Genomic DNA, 17,125 nt, shown 5'->3' with positions numbered 1-17,125 from the left:
CTATGTCGGCAATTGTATTTAAATTATTTCGCTAATTTATTGAGTTTGCAGCCTAAATAAAGAGCAATAATTATCAGCAATGCAATAAATACGGCAACACCATTCCAGGCAAAATAAGACCAAAATACGCCACCTAATGTCCCTGCAATACTGGAACCAGAGTAATAGCAGAATAAATAGAGTGATGAGGCTTGCGCTTTTGCCCGTTTGGCTCTTTGTCCTACCCAACCACTGGCAACTGCATGGGCGGCAAAGAAGCCGGTTGTCAGCATCATCACGCCCAGTATCACCGCCCAAATAGGGGGAAATAGGGTGACTATACAGCCAATTAACATCATACCAATGGCCGCTAATAATACTTTTCCTTTCCCATGCTTGCTTGTCAGCGTACCCGCTTTAGTTGCGCTGTAAGTTCCTGTTAAGTAAACAACAGACAGCAATCCAACAACAGTTTGGTTTAAATGATAAGGTGCTGCTAATAATCGATAACCAATGTAATTAAACATGGTGACAAAGCCTCCCATAAGCAAAAAGGCTTCTGCAAATAGCAGGGGAAGACCTTGGTCACGGAAGTGTAATTTCAAATTGATGAGCAGTGATTTCGGTTTTAACGAACTGGGTTTAAAGTGTTTGGATTCCGGTAACATCTTCCAAAATGCAATGGCAGAGATTAAGGCAAAAGCGCCTAATAAGATAACGGCTATCCTCCACGAATAGTGATCTGCAATGACACCAGTAATTAAGCGTCCGCTCATTCCTCCTATTGAGTTACCACTTATATAAAGACCGATAGATAAGGCGACATAACTGGGATGCACTTCTTCACTTAAATAAGTCATGGCAACCGCAGCAACACCACTGACTGACAAACCCACGAGCGCCCGGATAAATAAAATTCCATGCCAGCTTGTTACGACAGAACTTAAGAGAGTAAAAATGGCGGCAGCAATCAGTGATACGACCATGACATTTTTGCGGCCAAGTGCATCAGATAAAGGACCTGTGATTAACAAGCCGAGGGATAGCATTCCAGTAGACAGTGATAGAGCTAAGCTACTGTTAGCCGGCGAGATGTTAAATTCCTCTGATAAAAGCGGCAAAATGGGTTGGACGAAATAGAGTAAGGCGAAAGTTGCCAGCCCAACGGCAAAAAATGAGAGAGTAACACGCAGGTCGACAGTTGCTGATTTTCCACCGGCGCTTTGGATTGTATTCACGCTACTTCCTTATCCAGGTAAAACAAACGTTAACTACTTGATGTAGATCAAGGATAGGAATTCATGAATATTTTGTCTAATATATTAATGATAAGAAATAATACTTTTAAAGTATCAATTAGGTGATAGATAATGACAACTAATATTGAGCTTAGACACTTGCGTTATTTTATTGCTGTTGCAGAAGAGCTGCATTTTGGGCGTGCAGCAGAACGGCTGAATATTTCACAGCCACCATTAAGCCAACAGATTCAGGCGCTGGAAGCAAATATTAATGCTAAGTTACTGGTACGTAACAATAGAAATGTCAATTTAACCCCCGCCGGACGCATGTTTCTTCAGGAAGCCTATCAAATCATTGCCCAAGTCGATGCCGCTGCGACCAAAGCAGCCAGAATGCAGCAAGGGGAGTTAGGTGAGATTTCCATTGGCTTTACCTCCACTACACCTTTTATGCAGAAAGTGACCATGAGCTTACGTCAATTTCGAGAACGTTATCCTGACGTCGCCATTCATATGCATCAAATGAATACCAAACAGCAAATAGCGCCTTTGCAGACGGGGAGAATTGATATATACCAATCTAACTTGAAGATGCAGGTTTTAAAATCTGAAAGTTGTCAGTCAGTCTAGTCGTGAGTTCTTTCGCTTTTTCTGGCAAAGTGACATGAAAAAAGTGACGAAGGGTTTCACGGAATGTCTTCGCATCCGGAAAATAAACATTGTTACGTACTTGCTCATTCATATACTTCCACAATCGCTCTATTGGATTGAGGTTTGGGCTGTAAGGCGGTAGGTAATGCAGTTCAATATTAAGGACATATGCCACCTCTTTCACCAATTCTGCCCGGTGGTAACCCGCCCCATCCAGAATAATATGAATTTTTTGCGAAAGTGGGTAAGTTTCTCTAATAGCGCCGAAAAAATACGCGATATTTTCGGCATTGATACTCGGGTATTCACGGATCACGGTGTCTTCAATTCGTTGTAAATTGAGGGCGCCCAGAAGATTGAGACGGGTACGACTGCCGGTGGTTTCGACCACTTTTACCTGATTTTTCCCCGCTTTCATCCAACCATAGCTGAGCTTTGTGGACTGCGAAGGATGCACCGCATCAATAAATAGGATAGGTTCATTCTGACCTGCCCGGTCTTTCAGAGACTGGTAGTCATCAATAAATTGTTGCTGCTTATCCGCATCGAATTTATGAGGAACGCCCTTTGGCTTTTTGTAGCTGAAACCTTGTCGGTGAAGCCATTTCGTCATGCCTCCCACGCTGAAAGACACCTGCCAACGAGCTCGTACATAATCCACAATTTGAGCGGTCGTATGCAGCAAATTTGCCGTCAAATAATCAACCAGATCGGCGGTTTGTTTGGCAGAGAGATGGCTTTCAGAACCGCCATTTTCGGGGGTGAGTTTTTCCTGCGCGATGAAATCTTTTAGGTGACGGCTTACCGTAGTTTCATGAATACGTAAGGCCTGAGCAATCATCTGAGCTGTCCAGCCCTCTGACGCCAAAAGCACGGCCTTGATGCGATCACAGACTCGACTATCACGAGTGGTATCATGCATCAATTCGAGGGCACGTTTTTGTTCTGGTGTCAGATGAATTTTCATGATTGCAAGCATGATCGGGTTTGGATAAGAAATCAAGCATCTTCAATGGCGATTGGTATAGGGATCATGCGTAATACATCATTGCCCGATAATCTGGAACATCAATTACTCTTTCGGGAGCGTTTTATGTTGGCCGTATACGATGATCATCCTCTGCTGAAATATGTGAATGAAGGTGTTGATTTGGCAATGCTCTCGGATTATCCATTAGTGTTCTTTGAGCGTGATGTAGGAACAGCACTGTATGATGAAATTATTTCTTTATTGGCGAATGTCGGTGTGGTTCCGACGATTTCTCAAGAAGCAGGGGAAGCCATGACAATACTCGGTTTGGTGGCTGCGGGTTTAGGGGTAAGCATTATTACTGAATCATTTACCCGCATGAAATTAGATGGTGTCCAATACCTGCCTTTAGCAAACAATTCCGCTTATTCTGAGGTGTGGCTGGTTAAACATAAAAATAGCAATAGTAGCGCTGCGGCAGATCGGTTAACTCATCTGTTGATCTCAAATATTGTGGAAGAGGCTGATCAAGCAAAACATTGAGCTAACGCAATCCCTATCTCAAACACATCTCCTACACTCTAACCCTGCTCGTTACAGAGAGTAACTAAAGAAAGTAACCGATTTATCTGTTCTGTATTATGGAAAACGGAAATGAATTTATGTTAACGCGCTTATTTGTTACAGGCACGGATACCAACATCGGTAAAACAGTTGTTACCCGCGCATTATTGCAAGCCTTTAATCGTGAAGGAGCAACCGCAGTGGGGTATAAACCTATTGCGACAGAAAAACAAGAAACTCCGGAGGGGATACGTAATCGTGATGCTTTAGTCATACATAAATCTTCACCAGTGCAAGTGGATTATGAAGAAGTCAATCCTGTGATTTGGGAAAACAATTACGAAGAAGAAAATCGTGTTGATTTCACTCAAATGACAAAAGGTCTAAGAAATTTAGGACATAAAGCAGATCGCGTCATCATTGAAGGTAATGGTGGTTGGCGTATGTTACTGAAAGATGAAACGTTTTACTCTGATTGGGTTGTACAAGAAAAACTTGCGGTCATTTTAGTCGTTGGTATTCAGGCGGGTTGTGTTAATCATGCCATTCTGACTGCACAATCTATCATTAATGATGGTGTACCTTTAATTGGCTGGATCGCCAATCGCATCAATCCGGGGTTAGCGCACTATGCCAAGATATTGGATAGGTTACGCTGTCACATTCCGGCTCCACAATTAGGGGAAATTCCTTATCTTTTAAGGCCAGAAGAACGTGATTTATCGTGCTATCTGGATGTTTCTGCAATATCAGTATTTGACAATTAGAAAGGAAAACGAAAAGGGAGCAAGATACGCTCCCTTTTTAGGAAGAATGTTACTTTTAGCTTTTCTTATCACTTGGCGTTTCATGTGAAGTCGGGCTAATGTGAGAAAAACGGACATAGACGATTTTTTGTCTACCGTGATCACATTGACCAACAACTTTTCCCGTTGCGGAATCGTCATTAGTAATTTGATCACTTGGGACTAAGTCAAGTCTAAAATCCTTTTGCGAAACACCATTTTTAATGATCTTCTGTGCAATTTCTTCTTTCAGGCTTTCACACGTTATTTTTTGTGACGCTTGCACTGCAAGGGGAGAAAGCGCGAAAAACAAGGTTCCAATCAGTAGGATCTTTTTCACCATTATCTCCTTATCTTGATGTCGATATTGAATTTCTCAAGGATTAATCGGCCGGCCTGTATTAATATCCAAACAACGTTTGGTACTCGGTTCCCAATAAACGTTAATGTTGGTACTTTCCAAACAGGCTTCACGATTATCAACTTCTATTTCATACTTATCAAACTCTTTCTCTCTACGCTTGTCCACTTTCTGACGCAATCTTCTTTGCTCATCCCATTCTTCTTTGCTTTGGCGAGCCATTTCTTTGTTCATGGAATTTTCTCCGCCACCATTGATGGTTACACACGTGCCATCTGACGTACAAGGCGTCGAAAATACGGGGGCTTGCCAGAAGAGAGAAAACAGTAGAGTAATAACAGAAACACTTTTAATAACCAAAGAACGTATGTTCATATTTGAACCTCTTTCACTTGTGTCATGTATCAAACTCCCCGCAGCGCGGTGAGTAAGGCATTATCATAATATTAGCCTCTATATATGCTTAAGCCTGCGTATGACTGGCAAACTGGCATCATCTCTAATGTATTAACATTGACACGAGCAGGCAGGTTAGCAACCCAAAATACGGCTTCTGCAATATCATCTGCTGTTAGCGCATCTGCGCCTTCATAAGTTTTATCAACTTTTTCTGTATTGCCTTTAAAGCGAACCTGAGAAAATTCGGTTCCTCCAACCAGTCCAGGTTCAATATCGGTGACTCGAATATTCTTTCCGTGTAAGTCAGATCTCAGCCCTAAACTAAATTGTTTGACAAAGGCTTTAGTGGCACCGTATACGTTGCCCCCGGCATAAGGCCAAGTCGCTGCGGTGGAACCAATATTAATGACGTGTCCGTGGTTGGCTTGTACCATATTAGGCAACAAAGCCCGTGTCATGTTCACTAATCCTTTAGTATTAGTATCAATCATTGTTTCCCAATCATCAGGGTTAGCTTGATAAGCGGGTTCTAACCCTAATGCCAACCCTGCATTATTCACCAGAACGTCGATATTGCGCAGGGTGTCTGGTAATTGCTGAACTGCTTGCTCAATTGCGGTGCGATCCCTAACATCGAGTTGAATGGGGTGGAAGTTTTCTCCCAATTCGTTTTTCAACTTATCTAATCGATCCTTACGGCGTCCTGTCCCAATGACGACAGAACCCTGCTTGATAAATTTTTTTGCAATTGCTTCACCGAAACCTGAAGTTGCTCCTGTCACAAAAACAATCATAACTATCCTCTTATCTGCGAATTATTATGGTTAATACCTATATTAGTAGAAAAAGTTGTTTCTCATTAGTCAAGGTTAATTTGTTGCTCGCATTGTTAATTCATTGTTTTTAAATTAAATGGCCCGCACTTGGCGGGCCTAAAAAAGTCAGTAATTAGTTTTTTCTTGCTTGCCCCATATATTCCTGGAGAGAACCATCAAATGCGATTTTCCCTTTGTCGATTTTGATAACTCGTTCTGCCAGCCTAAATACACGCGGATCATGGCTTATCATAAGCACCGTTTTACCACGAACAATATTGTTCAATGATTCAGCAAAGCTATTTATTTTACTATTGTCCAGATAAGTGGTCGGTTCATCAAACAGCAGTATTTCTGGCGTCTTAAGATACAAACGAGCTAAGCCAATGACTTGCCTTTCACCGCCTGACAAGGAAGAACCTTTTTCATCAATGTATGAATCCAGGCCATCCTTCAATTTACCCAATAGTTCGCTGCCACCGGCTTTAATCAACGCGGAAATCATCTCTTCTTTGGTTGATTCTGTATTGGCAATGTGCAGATTATCGTATAACGTGCCTTTTATAATCTGAGTCTGTTGTGACATCACGCCAAACTTTTGCAGCCAATGCTGAGAATCGGGATTCTCCAGTACTTCGCCAAAAATTGAAACGTAGCCTTCGTTTAACGGTGTTAAGCCAGTCACGATATCAAATATCGTACTTTTACCTTGACCATTATCACCAACAATAAGAATTCGTTCTCCTTTTTGTATAGCGATATTCATGTCTTTGAACAATGTATCTCTGTCGTTATAGGAAAATTTCTGGATATTGATATCAATAGCATCAGTACTGCAATTTCCTACTGGTTGGCTTTGTTTACCGATAGTTGGCTTATAGGCTCCCAACAATTCGGAGATTCTGTCCAATAGCGATTTGAGCGAAGCAAATTTGTTTAAATGATTACTGTATCTCTTAATGGAATCAGACATTAACTGTTCATAAGTAAATGCAGCAACAAAGTTACCAGGATTAATCGTTCCGTCCATTAATAGCAAACCACCATACCAAAGCACGGCAATTGTCGATGCTAGCTGTGCAAAAAAACCAAGAGGAATGGATAGAGACATAAACAGACCTGTAATCCTCTCGACATTTTTCACTTTAGTATTAGCATCATTAATTCTCTTTTTCTCTGACTCTTCGGAATTAAAAATCTTGACAGATTTAATCCAAGAAAGAGATTCTTGTATAACACCCGTTAATCGTGAGTTATAAATTTGCAGAATTCTTTCATAAACAGCCACTCGGTTAGTGATTGGCTTGCTGATTAAAGTCGTCAGACAAACCATCATGAATGCCAAAATAGCCAGTTTAATATCAATCAGAGCCATAGCAATAAATGGACCGATAATTGAGAGCGTATCATAGAGAAATTCGCTATATAAATCCCTGACTCTATCCGAGATAAGATAAGTATCGTTTTTTATTCTGAACGCCAGATTTGCTGAATGAAATTTTCTGGTTATATGATAGGGGAAAGAGAGGAAAGAATCGACTAACGATTTCCTCATGTTATAACTCAGTTCTGATGCATTAATTGTTTGCATCCAGATAATAATGGCGTGACTGATGACAATCAATAGCGATACTGCGATAAGAGAAGTAATTAATTGGTTAAATGAAAATGAGAGAATTAACTTATCCTTTAACAAGGTATTAACCAATTCCTGAACGAGAAATGGAAACAGAACCTCTGCTAAAGCTGCCACTATTGTAAAAACAATAGCCAGCACCAATGCTGCTTTTTGTTTACGTATAAAAGAATAAAGGAATATAATATATTTCATATACTGATCACTGTTAAGTTATCAATTTAACGAGTATAGGCAACATGTTAAAATTTACCATCCTATAAAAAGACAGCAGGTTCCATCCTTGGAAAATATTAATCCTATATCAATAAAATACAGAAGCAAAAGATACTATTTATATTGCAACTAACTCAATAATTTTGAATGAAATATGTGATCAATATTATTGAATATCTTATCACAATTTTTAAATCACCTGTATTTTATAAGAATACCTATTTAAATGCATAACCATGCAGGAAAGTAGGGCGCCGCTCTTCATATATTCAGACAAATTGAAAATTTTTGGTGTTAATGCCAGTTTAGAACAAATTTTTTCCAGTTCATGATTTTTGTTCATTTCATAGATATAATCCTCCGTACCTGCTTTCAGGTCATTGATATTAGATGAACAAAGAATATGCTGATTGACTCTGACCGAGTTACAGATCCCACTGTATGCAATATCTTTACTAATGCTGATGACGTTAGTCACTTTTTCCAATTCTTTTAGCTCATCGCTGTTAAATCCACCGGTATAAACGAGCGTATTTTCTTTATCCAGAGGAAATATACTGCAATCCAAATGATAAAGATAAGGATCTCTTTCTTCCACTTTCACAATCTTGAGACCGAATTTTTCTTCCATCCAGTCATAGGTTTTGATATCACTTCTTATGCCATAACCACCGACCAATACATTATCATGCAGATGTTTTAATTCAGCTTCACCTTCAAAGTAGTAAGGAGCGACTTCAGTTTTATAGCCTAAAGACTCAAAAAAACGCACCCCAATAGGCGTTTCTGATCGTCTGATTTCTGATGCAAAATTGGCAACAATTGCAGTAGGATCTTCATCACCAATAATAATTCCCAAGTTAGCAACATAGACTTGATCTTGCAGTTCCTGATGAGTATCAGATGGCAGCAAATAAACCAATGATTGTGATGACATAAAGCTATATAACTTATAAAACTGTCTTAACGCCACTTTACTGTTCACATTGATGGCGGACTCATCCAGTTCTTCCATCCAAATGTTATTTCTCACATTGGTATTTAATGAAAAAGGAGGGGCTAATAAAAACACGGGCATTTTTACATCAGAAATGATATTAGGAGAATTCTTTAACATTTTAAAACCTCATTTTTAGTTTGTTTATTTATAGAGAGTTGTCATTGATTCTAACTAACCTAGTCATACCACCAGTGACATGTTCCTTTTCAGTGACCAATGAAGTTAATTCATCATCATCAGCGACAGGAATGACCAGGTCGACTTGTGAACCATACCGAATCATTGAAAATCTATCTCCCTGATATACCGGAGTATGTTGTTGTATATGGAACGGTGTTATTGTATCAACATCATAATCACCGACTTGGACCATATAGTATTCTCTGTTAATGCCAGGAGAGTAGACTTTATTGACGACTCGCTGATTCAGATATAAATAGTCATCATAAATTAATTCGATGTTCTCTTTATAAAAAATATTATTTTCTACATCAATCATGGGTAGATTGTTGGTTTCCAGAGGTTCATGTTCTGCGTAACTCAGGATGCCATCATAAGGAATTCTATTAATATGCACGTCATAACATGTCATAAAGATACCAATGACAAGCGAACGCTTATCATAATGTTTATCTCTAATGATATCCTGAATGCTGTATTTTTTTCCTTTTACTTCGGTGATCGCTTCATCTGGGTCTATTATTCCGCTATAGATAACGAACCCATCAGCAGGGGATAGGAAATACCTATCATCTGTATTGATTGTTCTCGCCGGGTCCCTGAAAAAACCTTCCTGAAAATAAGTTTCAGGGGGAAGATCAGGTAGTCCATTAAATATCGATTTAATGGCTTCGTTCATTTTGTTATTCATTATTACCTCTAAAAATGTTCATCAACTAGAACATGAAACAGAGAAAAAACAACATGATGCAAACATTTACAGCGAGATATGTTACAGCCTATTATTAATGATTCAATGTCATTTTATTTAATGGCATATTTATTTTTTGTTTGTCAATAAACATAATTTCACCTAAGTCATCTAAATTGATATATAACTGACTAAATATAATTATATTGATGATATAAATTATGGGTAGTAAGGTAGTTTATTATATATATCTGTCAGTGACATTTATCACAAATGTAGTAAAAATTTAATTTAAATTAGAGGAAATATGTTGTAAAGGTCAAAATTTCATCCATTATAGAATGAAGAATAGGGGGGGGGTTTAGGGGTTTAGGTAACTTAAAAGATGCCAAAAAGAAATTTAGAGATCGATATTTAACCACTATTTTATAGTAAATAAATCTTGCATTGCTTATTGAATGATTGTTTTTATTTTTCACACCAAAAATAGAAGCTTTTCTATTACATTTTTATAACACGGATCGTTATGTTAAATTCCGGGCTGCCAAAATTATCATGAGTCAGCCCGGAACTTACACATACACGATGATATGAATATGTGAACCTTAGATTCTGATTGGTTTTCTCGTCAGAACTTTTACGAACGCCGGTACAAAGACCGCAATGTAGAATAGGGGGACAAACAGCATTCCAATAGCGATCAACATGATCCCGATGGAAAGCATTATCGCCACCGTGCTATCAGGTGAGGTTATGTTCATGAAGCCCTCTGATAACCCAACCAAGAATTCTTTTCCTTGCAGTTTTGCATAAAGCCATGAAACACCGACAAGAACGGTTCCTAACCAAAATGAGATCCAGCATATTGCCGATGTAAAGGGGATTGAATTGTTTCTCATTCTTAGCCTTTTTATTCATTAAATGACGGATAGTAAAAAAGATGTTCGATTATCCATTTTCCAAAGTTACATGGCTATACACATCTAGCGTGATCATGGGCGGGATTATTTAATTTTGTGATGTATCAAATCAGTTTGTATGCCGCCAGTAGCGAAATATATTTCCTGAAAATAGCCGTTTTTTGATGGCCCTTAAGTAGAAATGTCCGCCTGTTAGCAAAGTTAAAATGTCCTTAACAAAAAATTTATTGTATGTAATTCTGTTAATTGACTATTATTTGACAGGAAAATACCCGAATGGCAAGAAATAAAAGTGTTAAAGACTGGGTTATGCCAGCTCAATACCCCGCACAAATAGAGCGTATAGAGGCCTTTTTTGGTGGTCACGGTTATGAGCCTCATCGCCACGATACCTATGCCATTGGGCGTACATTATCCGGTGTACAACGCTTTAATTACCGCAGTAAAAAACGTCATAGTTTACCCGGAGGTACAATGGTATTACATCCGGATGAAGTGCATGATGGCGAGGCGGGAACATCAGATGGGTTTCAGTATCGCATGATATATATTAAGCCGTCATTAGTTCAAAATATTCTTGGAGGTAAGTCCTTACCATTCATTCCTGATGGTATTTCTACTGACCCTAGATTATTTGCTGTAACTCAGCCCTTACTAAGAGCGATGGATACGCAACTTGAAACGCTTGAAGAAGAAGATGCACTTTATGATCTTGTACGAATTCTTACGGTTGTCGGAGGGCAACGTCATAAACGAAGAGAATTTGATTATAAAGCTGCAGAGCTTGCTAGGGAGTATATTCACTCTTATTTTGATAAAAATATTACACTGAGTGAACTTTCTTCAGTTAGTGGCAGAGAACGATGGAGTTTGAGTCGTGATTTTCGAGTATTATTTGGAACAAGTCCACACAGATATATCACTATGCGGCGACTGGAATACTGTAAGAAATTGATATTAAATAATAAAAGTCTAACAGATAGTGCTATTGAAGCTGGATTTTCAGATCAAAGCCATATGAACCGCCAGTTTCTAAGTAATTTTGGTATTTCCCCAGGTCGCTGGCTAAAGTATATCAAAGAGAGCTGAGATATAAGTTGCACGATCGTTCAAGATCTCTTCCACATCATCTAATATGATAGGCTCTTCATTAAGAAGGAGTCTAATAATGCATCAGCCTATTAATTTAAAACATAAATTATCCCTTATTACTGAACAATGGCAACCTAAAGTAATTGCTGAGATGAATGACTATCAATTTAAGGTGGTAAAAATTGAAGGTGATTTTATCTGGCATACTCATTCAGAGACAGATGAGGCTTTTATTGTGCTAGATGGTATTTTAAGAATCGATTTTCATGATGGTAACGTGCTGCTAGCTGCGGGAGAAATGTATGTTATTCCACGAGGCATAGAGCATAAGACCAGCGCCGATATCGAAACTCAGATTATGATTATTGAGCCTCGTGGCATCCTAAACACTGGTCATGAAGGTGGGAAGCGGACTGCAAACAATGATGTTTGGATTTAATCATAAATAATGTTTAAATTTAAATAATATACAGGGTCGAATAATATTCGGTCCTGCTGCTACTATAGGTTAGATTCGCACAATCTATATTATGTTAAATTTAGTGATACTCAAGATAATTCTGCATAGGAAACCTAATGAGTTATCTCTAACATTATGAATTTGCCCTTCTCTTCTTCTTTTCATGATCGAAAGGTATTCGTGACGTTACCAAACCACAAACTGTAACCACCAAATTCAAGGCCGATTCTTTCTATATAAATGGCCCGTGTATACACAACAGGGCCAGTAACCATAAGTTCTATCTGCAAAAATCACAGATTACTTGAAACCAAGTTTTTAAACTGTGATAAAGAAGCAACGCCGACCAGAGAATCGACAGGCTGGCCATTCTTGTAAACTAATGTTGTCGGGATACTACGGATACCGTATTTCATTGCGACTTCTTGAGCCTCATCAATATTGATCTCAGCAAAAGTAGCATTTTTTTGCATTTCAGCCGAAAGCTGACTGAATATCGGTGCAACCATTCGGCATGGTCCACACCATGGTGCCCAGAATCTCACCACACACACGCCCTCTGTACTTATGATGCTGTCAAAATTATCTTCAGTTAATTCAATTAAGGCACTCATAAAAACCTCTATCTAATTGATTTATAAGAATCATAAAAAACTGCGATATCAAGTGTCATCCTAAACCTTCCTGGCAATATATTCAATTATTATATTGAATATTTGTTTTGTGGTGAGTGTATATACTGGTTTATCAATATCTCGGCAATCCTATAACTTAACGCTTGAGTATCAATGATCTCCTGATTGCCCAAGACAGCAATAGTTAAATGTGAATCTGGAAAACGCATAAAATAAGCTCTGTAACCTGCCCATTCGCCGGAATGCTCCAAACTCGGCTCTGCTAAGTGGTTGTTATGTTCTAAGCCAAATGCATAAGATTCATGATTTTTAACGATATCTCCAGTCAATGTTGTTTCTGGTAATACTTGAGTCATACGCTGGACTAATGCTTTCCCGCCAACCCTACCATGAGATAGATTTTCTCCCCATAACATGAGATCGCCAACCGTTGTGTGTACCGCCCCATCACCAGTATGTGTCCAGGGAGATTCAAAAAGCCGCCCTTCTTGACTATAGGCACGTGCAAATTCAACAGTTATTGGATATTCGTCAACAATAAATGTATTTTTCATCCCAAGAGGTTTGAAGATATGTTCTTGGCTGAATTCACTGAGTCTCATCTTGCTGGTTTTTTCAACCACTTGAGCCAATAAAAAGTATCCGGTATTGCTGTATTCAAATGCTGTTCCTGGGGAAAATACAGCTTTAGATTGCGCGTACAAATGACGCAGTGATTGTTCGATTGTCAACGGATCTTGTTCACTAATACCAACTGATTCAGCCAGCTCCATATAATCGACTAGTCCACCAGTATGATAGATTAAGTGGCGCAAAGTGACTGTCTCTGCATAATTACCTAAATCAGGCAGGAACTTTATGATTGAATCACCTAACGATAGATAACCGTCCTTTTCTAATAATAGAAGCGCAAATGCAGTGAATTGTTTTGAAACTGAGGCAATATTAAATATGCTGTCTATTGAAAGTGGTTTATATGATTCTAAGCAAGCTAACCCTACAGAACCTTGATAAGTTAATCCGTTATCATATTTAGCCATGTATACAACACCGGGAGCATTTTTATCGAATGGTGTTAAAAGCTCCTCTAGTGCTTTAATGATTTTGGGATTGTTTTTCATAATCTAGCTAAGACCATCTCCGTAAAAGATTAATCATTCATTTTCAACCAATCGGTATATCCTTTGGCCCCATTACCGTAATAAGTGTCATTATTCGCATCAACCAGTTCAATTCCGTAACGTAGGCGTTCTACCAAATCGGGATTGGAAATGAACGGGCGTCCGAATGCAACTGCATCAATCTTATCTTCCGCTCGACGGGATATCGCCATTTCAAGGTCATAATTGTTATTGCCGATATAAGCGCCGTCGAATAATGATCTGAGTATATCCAGATCAATACCTTCAGGAACATCACGGCTTTTTCCTGTAGTTCCTTCAACAAAGTGGAGATAAGCCAGCTTGAATTTATTTAATTGCTGAATCAAATAGCGATAAGTTGCCATCACATGACTATCAAGTGGTGTGTTCCCTACCTCTGTGGTGACTGGGGACAATCTAATTCCAACTCGACCGCCACCCCAAATATGTGCCACAACTTCAACCACTTCGAGAATCAATCTTGCTCGGTTTTCAATTGAACCACCGTATTGATCGTTGCGATGGTTAGTTGAATCACGTAAAAACTGTTCCAGCAGATAATTGTTAGCCGCATGGACTTCTACACCATCAAACCCTGCACGTTTAGCACATTCTGCTGCATGCCGATATTGTTCGATAATATCCGGTATTTCATCGGTTCTGAGTGCTCGTGGCATAGAAGCTTCTTCGATACCACGGCGGGTATAAACACTACCATCTGCTTTAATCGCCGATGGTGCTACCGGCGCTTCTCCATTTGGTTGAAGAGAAACGTGTGAGCAACGACCGACATGCCACAACTGCATCACAATTTTTCCCCCAGCAGCGTGAACAGCATCGGTCACTTTTTTCCATCCTGCTACCTGATCTGCTGTCCAGATACCCGGTGTCATGGCATAACCGCGCCCCTGCGCTGAAATATTGGTTGCTTCTGAAATGATCAAACCGGCACTCGCGCGCTGAACATAATATGTGATATTAAGTTCGTTCGGGACTCCCTCTTCATTCATACGACCACGGGTTAAAGGTGCCATAACAATACGATTGGCAAGCTCAATTTCACCTAATTTGGTCGGTGAGAAAAGATCGGTTCGAATACTATTATCAGTCATAATATTTCCTATTTTTAATATTGACATTCATTGTTGTACACTAACTTAGTTAATTTCCAAACGGAGAAATGTATGTATGTCGGATAAATTAGTTTCCCTCAAACCTCTTATTATGTCTTTTTGTAAAGGAGATCCGAATGAAAACCCGTGGGTTAACGGCATTAAACGGATACCAGAGCCTATTATTGTCGTTCCTTACGATACCGAATGGGATAATATTTACAACGAAGAAAAAAATAAAATCCAGCAACAATTGCAAGAGAAAATTATTAGTATTGCGCATATCGGCTCTACAGCCGTGCCTGGTTTACCCGCAAAACCCATTATTGATATCGATTTAATTGTTGCAGATCCCAGCCAAGAAATAGACTACATCCCTGCTCTCGAAAAATTAGGGTACGTATTAAGAATAAGAGAACCTTCTTGGTATCAGCATCGAATGCTGAGGCTCGATTCACCGCGGGTAAATTTGCATATATTTGGTGAGCACTGCCCAGAATATATTCGCCACCTTCTCTTCCGTAACTGGTTGCGAAATCATGAAAATGATAGACAACGCTATGAGATAGCGAAACTAGCGGCAATTGAAGGCGCAGTGCATGTTATGGATTACAACAATAATAAAAATCAGGTGATTAAGGATATCTATGAAAAGATTTTTAATAACATAGATAATTGTTTGTCCGAACTAGATATTTCTCATTATGCGTAGAACGGATCATTTTTCTGGGATAACAGAGTTTGTTACAACAGCACAGCTAGGAAGTTTCACTGCGGCAGCAGAACGTCTTGGGTTGACCAAATCAGCGGTAGGAAAAAGTGTCGGCCGGCTTGAAGATCGCTTAGGCATCAAGCTGTTTCAACGCTCAACACGTCGTTTGAGTTTGACGCCTGATGGAAAATCCTTCCTGACAAGTTGTCAGAGTGTCATTGATATTCTCGAACAAGCTGAATCTGTGCTAACTTCACATATTGCTCATCCTTCAGGGCGGCTCCGCATCGATTTGCCGGCGGCTTTTGGTCGCCAACGCATACTCCCTGCCCTTTTGAAAATAGCTCGTGATTACCCTGATCTGTCCCTGACCGTTTCATTCAGTGAGCGCTTTGTTGACTTAATTGAAGAAGGCATTGATCTTGCCATACGTATCGGCGAACTTTCTGACAGTAGTGGTTTGGTTGCCCGTAGGTTAACGACGCAAAAACTTGTTATTTGTGCTGCACCGGATTATTTATCTGCCAGAAATGAACCCCAAATTCCCGAAGAATTGAACCAACATCAATGTATTGTGGGATTTCGCAGGAATCAGCCTATATCTTGGTTGTTAAAGGAGCAGAGCGGAAAAATAAAACGTTACACTCCACCAGCAACTTATGAATTTGCTGATGGAGATGCCATGTTATCCGCTGTATTGGCAGGATGTGGCTTTGCTCAACTGCCATTATGGATGGTAGGAAAACACCTTGAAAATGGAGAAATTAAAGAAGTATTACAAGCATATTCAGGTATAGAAACCCCGATCAGCGCTCTGTGGCCGCAAAACCGTCAATTATTACCCAAAATACGCTATGTTGTAGATACTTTGATGGAAATGGCAGAAAACGGTTTATTGGATTAATTTCCACAATGGTTTTTTAAATGGCCTTTAATGTAAATGCTAATAAAGCCCATTAAAGCAAAAAGGATGCTGCTCAGAACAATCGTATCTACGCCGAATTGTGAAAGAAACCATCCGCCAGTTATAGAGCCAATGGTAATGCCCAAATTTGAAAAAGAAATGTAAAGGCTGTTGGCAAACTCTGGTGCTTCGCTGGCTTCCTGCATAAGCCACGTTTGACTGACGACCAGACCCGCAGAATGCAATCCACCCCAGAAAATCGTCAGTATACACATCGCTATGGGTGAAAACCCCCAATACCACACTTGGAGATAAAGTAAAATTAACAAGATAGGATAAGCATAAGTTGTAATAACAAGGTTTTTTTGCAAAAAACCGCTAAAAATGAAGTTACCGATAAATCCACAAACTCCAAAGAGTATTAAAATGATACTGATAAGGTCATGATCAAACTGGGTAATTTTTGCAAGATAGTTAGCGATATAACTGAAACTTGAAAACATCGCAGAAAAAATCAATATCACGGTAACAATGGCCAGCCATAATTCCCCCTTTCGCAGCACATTTAATTGTTCGATATTGATACGGTTATTTGTCGCGGGGAGAGAAGGAACAAACCATAAAATACCAACGAAAGCCAGTGAACAAATAACAGCACTA

18 protein-coding genes and 2 pseudogenes are annotated in these 17,125 nt (G+C 39.4%); 7 read left to right on the top strand and 13 right to left on the bottom strand.

The annotated features are described in order from the left end of the window. Window positions 1-23: 23 nt before the first annotated feature. A complete protein-coding gene (locus XDD1_RS10040; RefSeq protein WP_045970831.1) occupies window positions 24-1,217 on the bottom strand; it encodes an MFS transporter in 1,194 nt (397 codons plus the stop codon). Between the two features lie 132 nt (window positions 1,218-1,349). Between XDD1_RS10040 and XDD1_RS10035 the strand changes: the two are divergent. Next, a pseudogene (locus XDD1_RS10035) lies at window positions 1,350-1,793 on the top strand (LysR family transcriptional regulator); the annotation flags it as partial. Window positions 1,794-1,800: 7 nt separating this feature from the next. On the opposite strand, the gene XDD1_RS10030 reads toward XDD1_RS10035, so the two are convergent. Further along, a complete protein-coding gene (locus tag XDD1_RS10030) occupies window positions 1,801-2,838 on the bottom strand; it encodes an IS630 family transposase (RefSeq protein ID WP_045968390.1) in 1,038 nt (345 codons plus the stop codon). 51 nt (window positions 2,839-2,889) lie between these two features. On the opposite strand from XDD1_RS10030, the pseudogene XDD1_RS10025 reads away from it, so the two are divergent. Further along, window positions 2,890-3,384: pseudogene (locus XDD1_RS10025) on the top strand (LysR family substrate-binding domain-containing protein); the annotation flags it as partial. A gap of 119 nt (window positions 3,385-3,503) precedes the next feature. Then, on the top strand, window positions 3,504-4,172 hold the full coding sequence (gene bioD, locus XDD1_RS10020) for a dethiobiotin synthase (RefSeq protein WP_045973470.1): 669 nt from the start codon (window positions 3,504-3,506) through the stop codon (window positions 4,170-4,172). Window positions 4,173-4,227: 55 nt separating this feature from the next. On the opposite strand, the gene XDD1_RS10015 is transcribed toward bioD, so the two are convergent. The 7 genes from XDD1_RS10015 to XDD1_RS09985 all read right to left on the bottom strand — a co-directional run bounded on the left by XDD1_RS10015 (window position 4,228) and on the right by XDD1_RS09985 (window position 10,387). Then, window positions 4,228-4,533, bottom strand: coding sequence for a DUF1161 domain-containing protein (locus XDD1_RS10015; protein ID WP_408068273.1), 306 nt, complete (start codon window positions 4,531-4,533; stop codon window positions 4,228-4,230). A 33-nt stretch (window positions 4,534-4,566) separates the two neighbouring features. Further along, window positions 4,567-4,926, bottom strand: a complete 360-nt coding sequence (locus XDD1_RS10010) for a DUF1283 family protein (protein WP_045970829.1) — start codon at window positions 4,924-4,926, stop codon at window positions 4,567-4,569. A 71-nt stretch (window positions 4,927-4,997) separates the two neighbouring features. Then, window positions 4,998-5,744, bottom strand: coding sequence for a bifunctional NADP-dependent 3-hydroxy acid dehydrogenase/3-hydroxypropionate dehydrogenase YdfG (gene ydfG, locus XDD1_RS10005; protein ID WP_045970827.1), 747 nt, complete (start codon window positions 5,742-5,744; stop codon window positions 4,998-5,000). A gap of 154 nt (window positions 5,745-5,898) precedes the next feature. Beyond that, entirely contained in the window at window positions 5,899-7,596 is a 1,698-nt protein-coding gene (locus tag XDD1_RS10000) for an ABC transporter ATP-binding protein (RefSeq protein ID WP_045970825.1), read from the bottom strand. A 211-nt stretch (window positions 7,597-7,807) separates the two neighbouring features. Beyond that, window positions 7,808-8,734 (bottom strand): dimethylarginine dimethylaminohydrolase family protein, encoded by a 927-nt coding sequence (locus XDD1_RS09995; RefSeq protein ID WP_045970823.1) that lies wholly within the window; start codon window positions 8,732-8,734, stop codon window positions 7,808-7,810. Window positions 8,735-8,762: 28 nt separating this feature from the next. Further along, on the bottom strand, window positions 8,763-9,476 hold the full coding sequence (locus XDD1_RS09990; protein ID WP_052705680.1) for a phosphatidylserine decarboxylase: 714 nt from the start codon (window positions 9,474-9,476) through the stop codon (window positions 8,763-8,765). A 617-nt stretch (window positions 9,477-10,093) separates the two neighbouring features. Then, the gene (locus XDD1_RS09985) at window positions 10,094-10,387 is read right to left on the bottom strand and encodes a hypothetical protein (RefSeq protein ID WP_045970821.1); all 294 of its coding nucleotides are present in this window, start codon (window positions 10,385-10,387) and stop codon (window positions 10,094-10,096) included. Between the two features lie 297 nt (window positions 10,388-10,684). Here XDD1_RS09985 and XDD1_RS09980 point away from each other — a divergent pair, with 297 nt between their 5' ends. Both XDD1_RS09980 and XDD1_RS09975 read left to right on the top strand, forming a co-directional pair. Then, window positions 10,685-11,497 carry an AraC family transcriptional regulator gene (locus XDD1_RS09980; protein WP_045970819.1) on the top strand — a complete coding sequence of 271 codons (813 nt, stop codon included), beginning with the start codon at window positions 10,685-10,687 and terminating at the stop codon, window positions 11,495-11,497. A gap of 79 nt (window positions 11,498-11,576) precedes the next feature. Further along, window positions 11,577-11,939 carry a cupin domain-containing protein gene (locus tag XDD1_RS09975; RefSeq protein ID WP_045970817.1) on the top strand — a complete coding sequence of 121 codons (363 nt, stop codon included), beginning with the start codon at window positions 11,577-11,579 and terminating at the stop codon, window positions 11,937-11,939. A gap of 314 nt (window positions 11,940-12,253) precedes the next feature. On the opposite strand, the gene trxA is transcribed toward XDD1_RS09975, so the two are convergent. The 3 genes from trxA to XDD1_RS09960 all read right to left on the bottom strand — a co-directional run bounded on the left by trxA (window position 12,254) and on the right by XDD1_RS09960 (window position 14,849). Next, the gene (gene trxA / locus XDD1_RS09970; RefSeq protein WP_045970815.1) at window positions 12,254-12,574 is read right to left on the bottom strand and encodes a thioredoxin; all 321 of its coding nucleotides are present in this window, start codon (window positions 12,572-12,574) and stop codon (window positions 12,254-12,256) included. An 89-nt stretch (window positions 12,575-12,663) separates the two neighbouring features. Continuing rightward, window positions 12,664-13,716, bottom strand: a complete 1,053-nt coding sequence (locus XDD1_RS09965; protein ID WP_045970813.1) for a serine hydrolase domain-containing protein — start codon at window positions 13,714-13,716, stop codon at window positions 12,664-12,666. A 29-nt stretch (window positions 13,717-13,745) separates the two neighbouring features. Next, window positions 13,746-14,849 (bottom strand): alkene reductase, encoded by a 1,104-nt coding sequence (locus XDD1_RS09960; RefSeq protein WP_045970811.1) that lies wholly within the window; start codon window positions 14,847-14,849, stop codon window positions 13,746-13,748. A 76-nt stretch (window positions 14,850-14,925) separates the two neighbouring features. Here XDD1_RS09960 and XDD1_RS09955 point away from each other — a divergent pair, with 76 nt between their 5' ends. Continuing rightward, entirely contained in the window at window positions 14,926-15,561 is a 636-nt protein-coding gene (locus tag XDD1_RS09955; RefSeq protein ID WP_045970809.1) for a GrpB family protein, read from the top strand. Further along, window positions 15,554-16,465, top strand: coding sequence for a LysR family transcriptional regulator (locus XDD1_RS09950; RefSeq protein ID WP_045970807.1), 912 nt, complete (start codon window positions 15,554-15,556; stop codon window positions 16,463-16,465). The genes XDD1_RS09955 and XDD1_RS09950 overlap by 8 nt, the downstream gene beginning before the upstream one ends. On the opposite strand, the gene XDD1_RS19960 is transcribed toward XDD1_RS09950, so the two are convergent. Then, a complete protein-coding gene (locus tag XDD1_RS19960) occupies window positions 16,462-17,028 on the bottom strand; it encodes an MFS transporter (RefSeq protein ID WP_231854385.1) in 567 nt (188 codons plus the stop codon). The two genes, XDD1_RS09950 and XDD1_RS19960, sit on opposite strands and share 4 nt — an antisense overlap. Window positions 17,029-17,125: the final 97 nt, after the last annotated feature.

Source organism: Xenorhabdus doucetiae, from assembly GCF_000968195.1.
Lineage (GTDB): Bacteria > Pseudomonadota > Gammaproteobacteria > Enterobacterales > Enterobacteriaceae > Xenorhabdus > Xenorhabdus doucetiae.
The sequence above is the reverse complement of the archived record's forward strand: the minus strand, read 5'-3'. Positions and strand labels throughout refer to the sequence as shown.

Bases quoted from the DNA above. Each gene is read 5' to 3' on its own strand.
- XDD1_RS10030 (WP_045968390.1), bottom strand. From the start codon at position 2,838: ATGAAAATTCATCTGACACCAGAACAAAAACGTGCCCTCGAATTGATG.
- bioD (WP_045973470.1), top strand. From the start codon at position 3,504: ATGTTAACGCGCTTATTTGTTACAGGCACGGATACCAACATCGGTAAA.
- XDD1_RS10015 (WP_408068273.1), bottom strand. From the start codon at position 4,533: ATGGTGAAAAAGATCCTACTGATTGGAACCTTGTTTTTCGCGCTTTCT.
- XDD1_RS10010 (WP_045970829.1), bottom strand. From the start codon at position 4,926: ATGAACATACGTTCTTTGGTTATTAAAAGTGTTTCTGTTATTACTCTA.
- ydfG (WP_045970827.1), bottom strand. From the start codon at position 5,744: ATGATTGTTTTTGTGACAGGAGCAACTTCAGGTTTCGGTGAAGCAATT.
- XDD1_RS10000 (WP_045970825.1), bottom strand. From the start codon at position 7,596: ATGAAATATATTATATTCCTTTATTCTTTTATACGTAAACAAAAAGCA.
- XDD1_RS09995 (WP_045970823.1), bottom strand. From the start codon at position 8,734: ATGTTAAAGAATTCTCCTAATATCATTTCTGATGTAAAAATGCCCGTG.
- XDD1_RS09990 (WP_052705680.1), bottom strand. From the start codon at position 9,476: ATGAACGAAGCCATTAAATCGATATTTAATGGACTACCTGATCTTCCC.
- XDD1_RS09985 (WP_045970821.1), bottom strand. From the start codon at position 10,387: ATGAGAAACAATTCAATCCCCTTTACATCGGCAATATGCTGGATCTCA.
- XDD1_RS09980 (WP_045970819.1), top strand. From the start codon at position 10,685: ATGGCAAGAAATAAAAGTGTTAAAGACTGGGTTATGCCAGCTCAATAC.
- XDD1_RS09975 (WP_045970817.1), top strand. From the start codon at position 11,577: ATGCATCAGCCTATTAATTTAAAACATAAATTATCCCTTATTACTGAA.
- trxA (WP_045970815.1), bottom strand. From the start codon at position 12,574: ATGAGTGCCTTAATTGAATTAACTGAAGATAATTTTGACAGCATCATA.
- XDD1_RS09965 (WP_045970813.1), bottom strand. From the start codon at position 13,716: ATGAAAAACAATCCCAAAATCATTAAAGCACTAGAGGAGCTTTTAACA.
- XDD1_RS09960 (WP_045970811.1), bottom strand. From the start codon at position 14,849: ATGACTGATAATAGTATTCGAACCGATCTTTTCTCACCGACCAAATTA.
- XDD1_RS09955 (WP_045970809.1), top strand. From the start codon at position 14,926: ATGTCGGATAAATTAGTTTCCCTCAAACCTCTTATTATGTCTTTTTGT.
- XDD1_RS09950 (WP_045970807.1), top strand. From the start codon at position 15,554: ATGCGTAGAACGGATCATTTTTCTGGGATAACAGAGTTTGTTACAACA.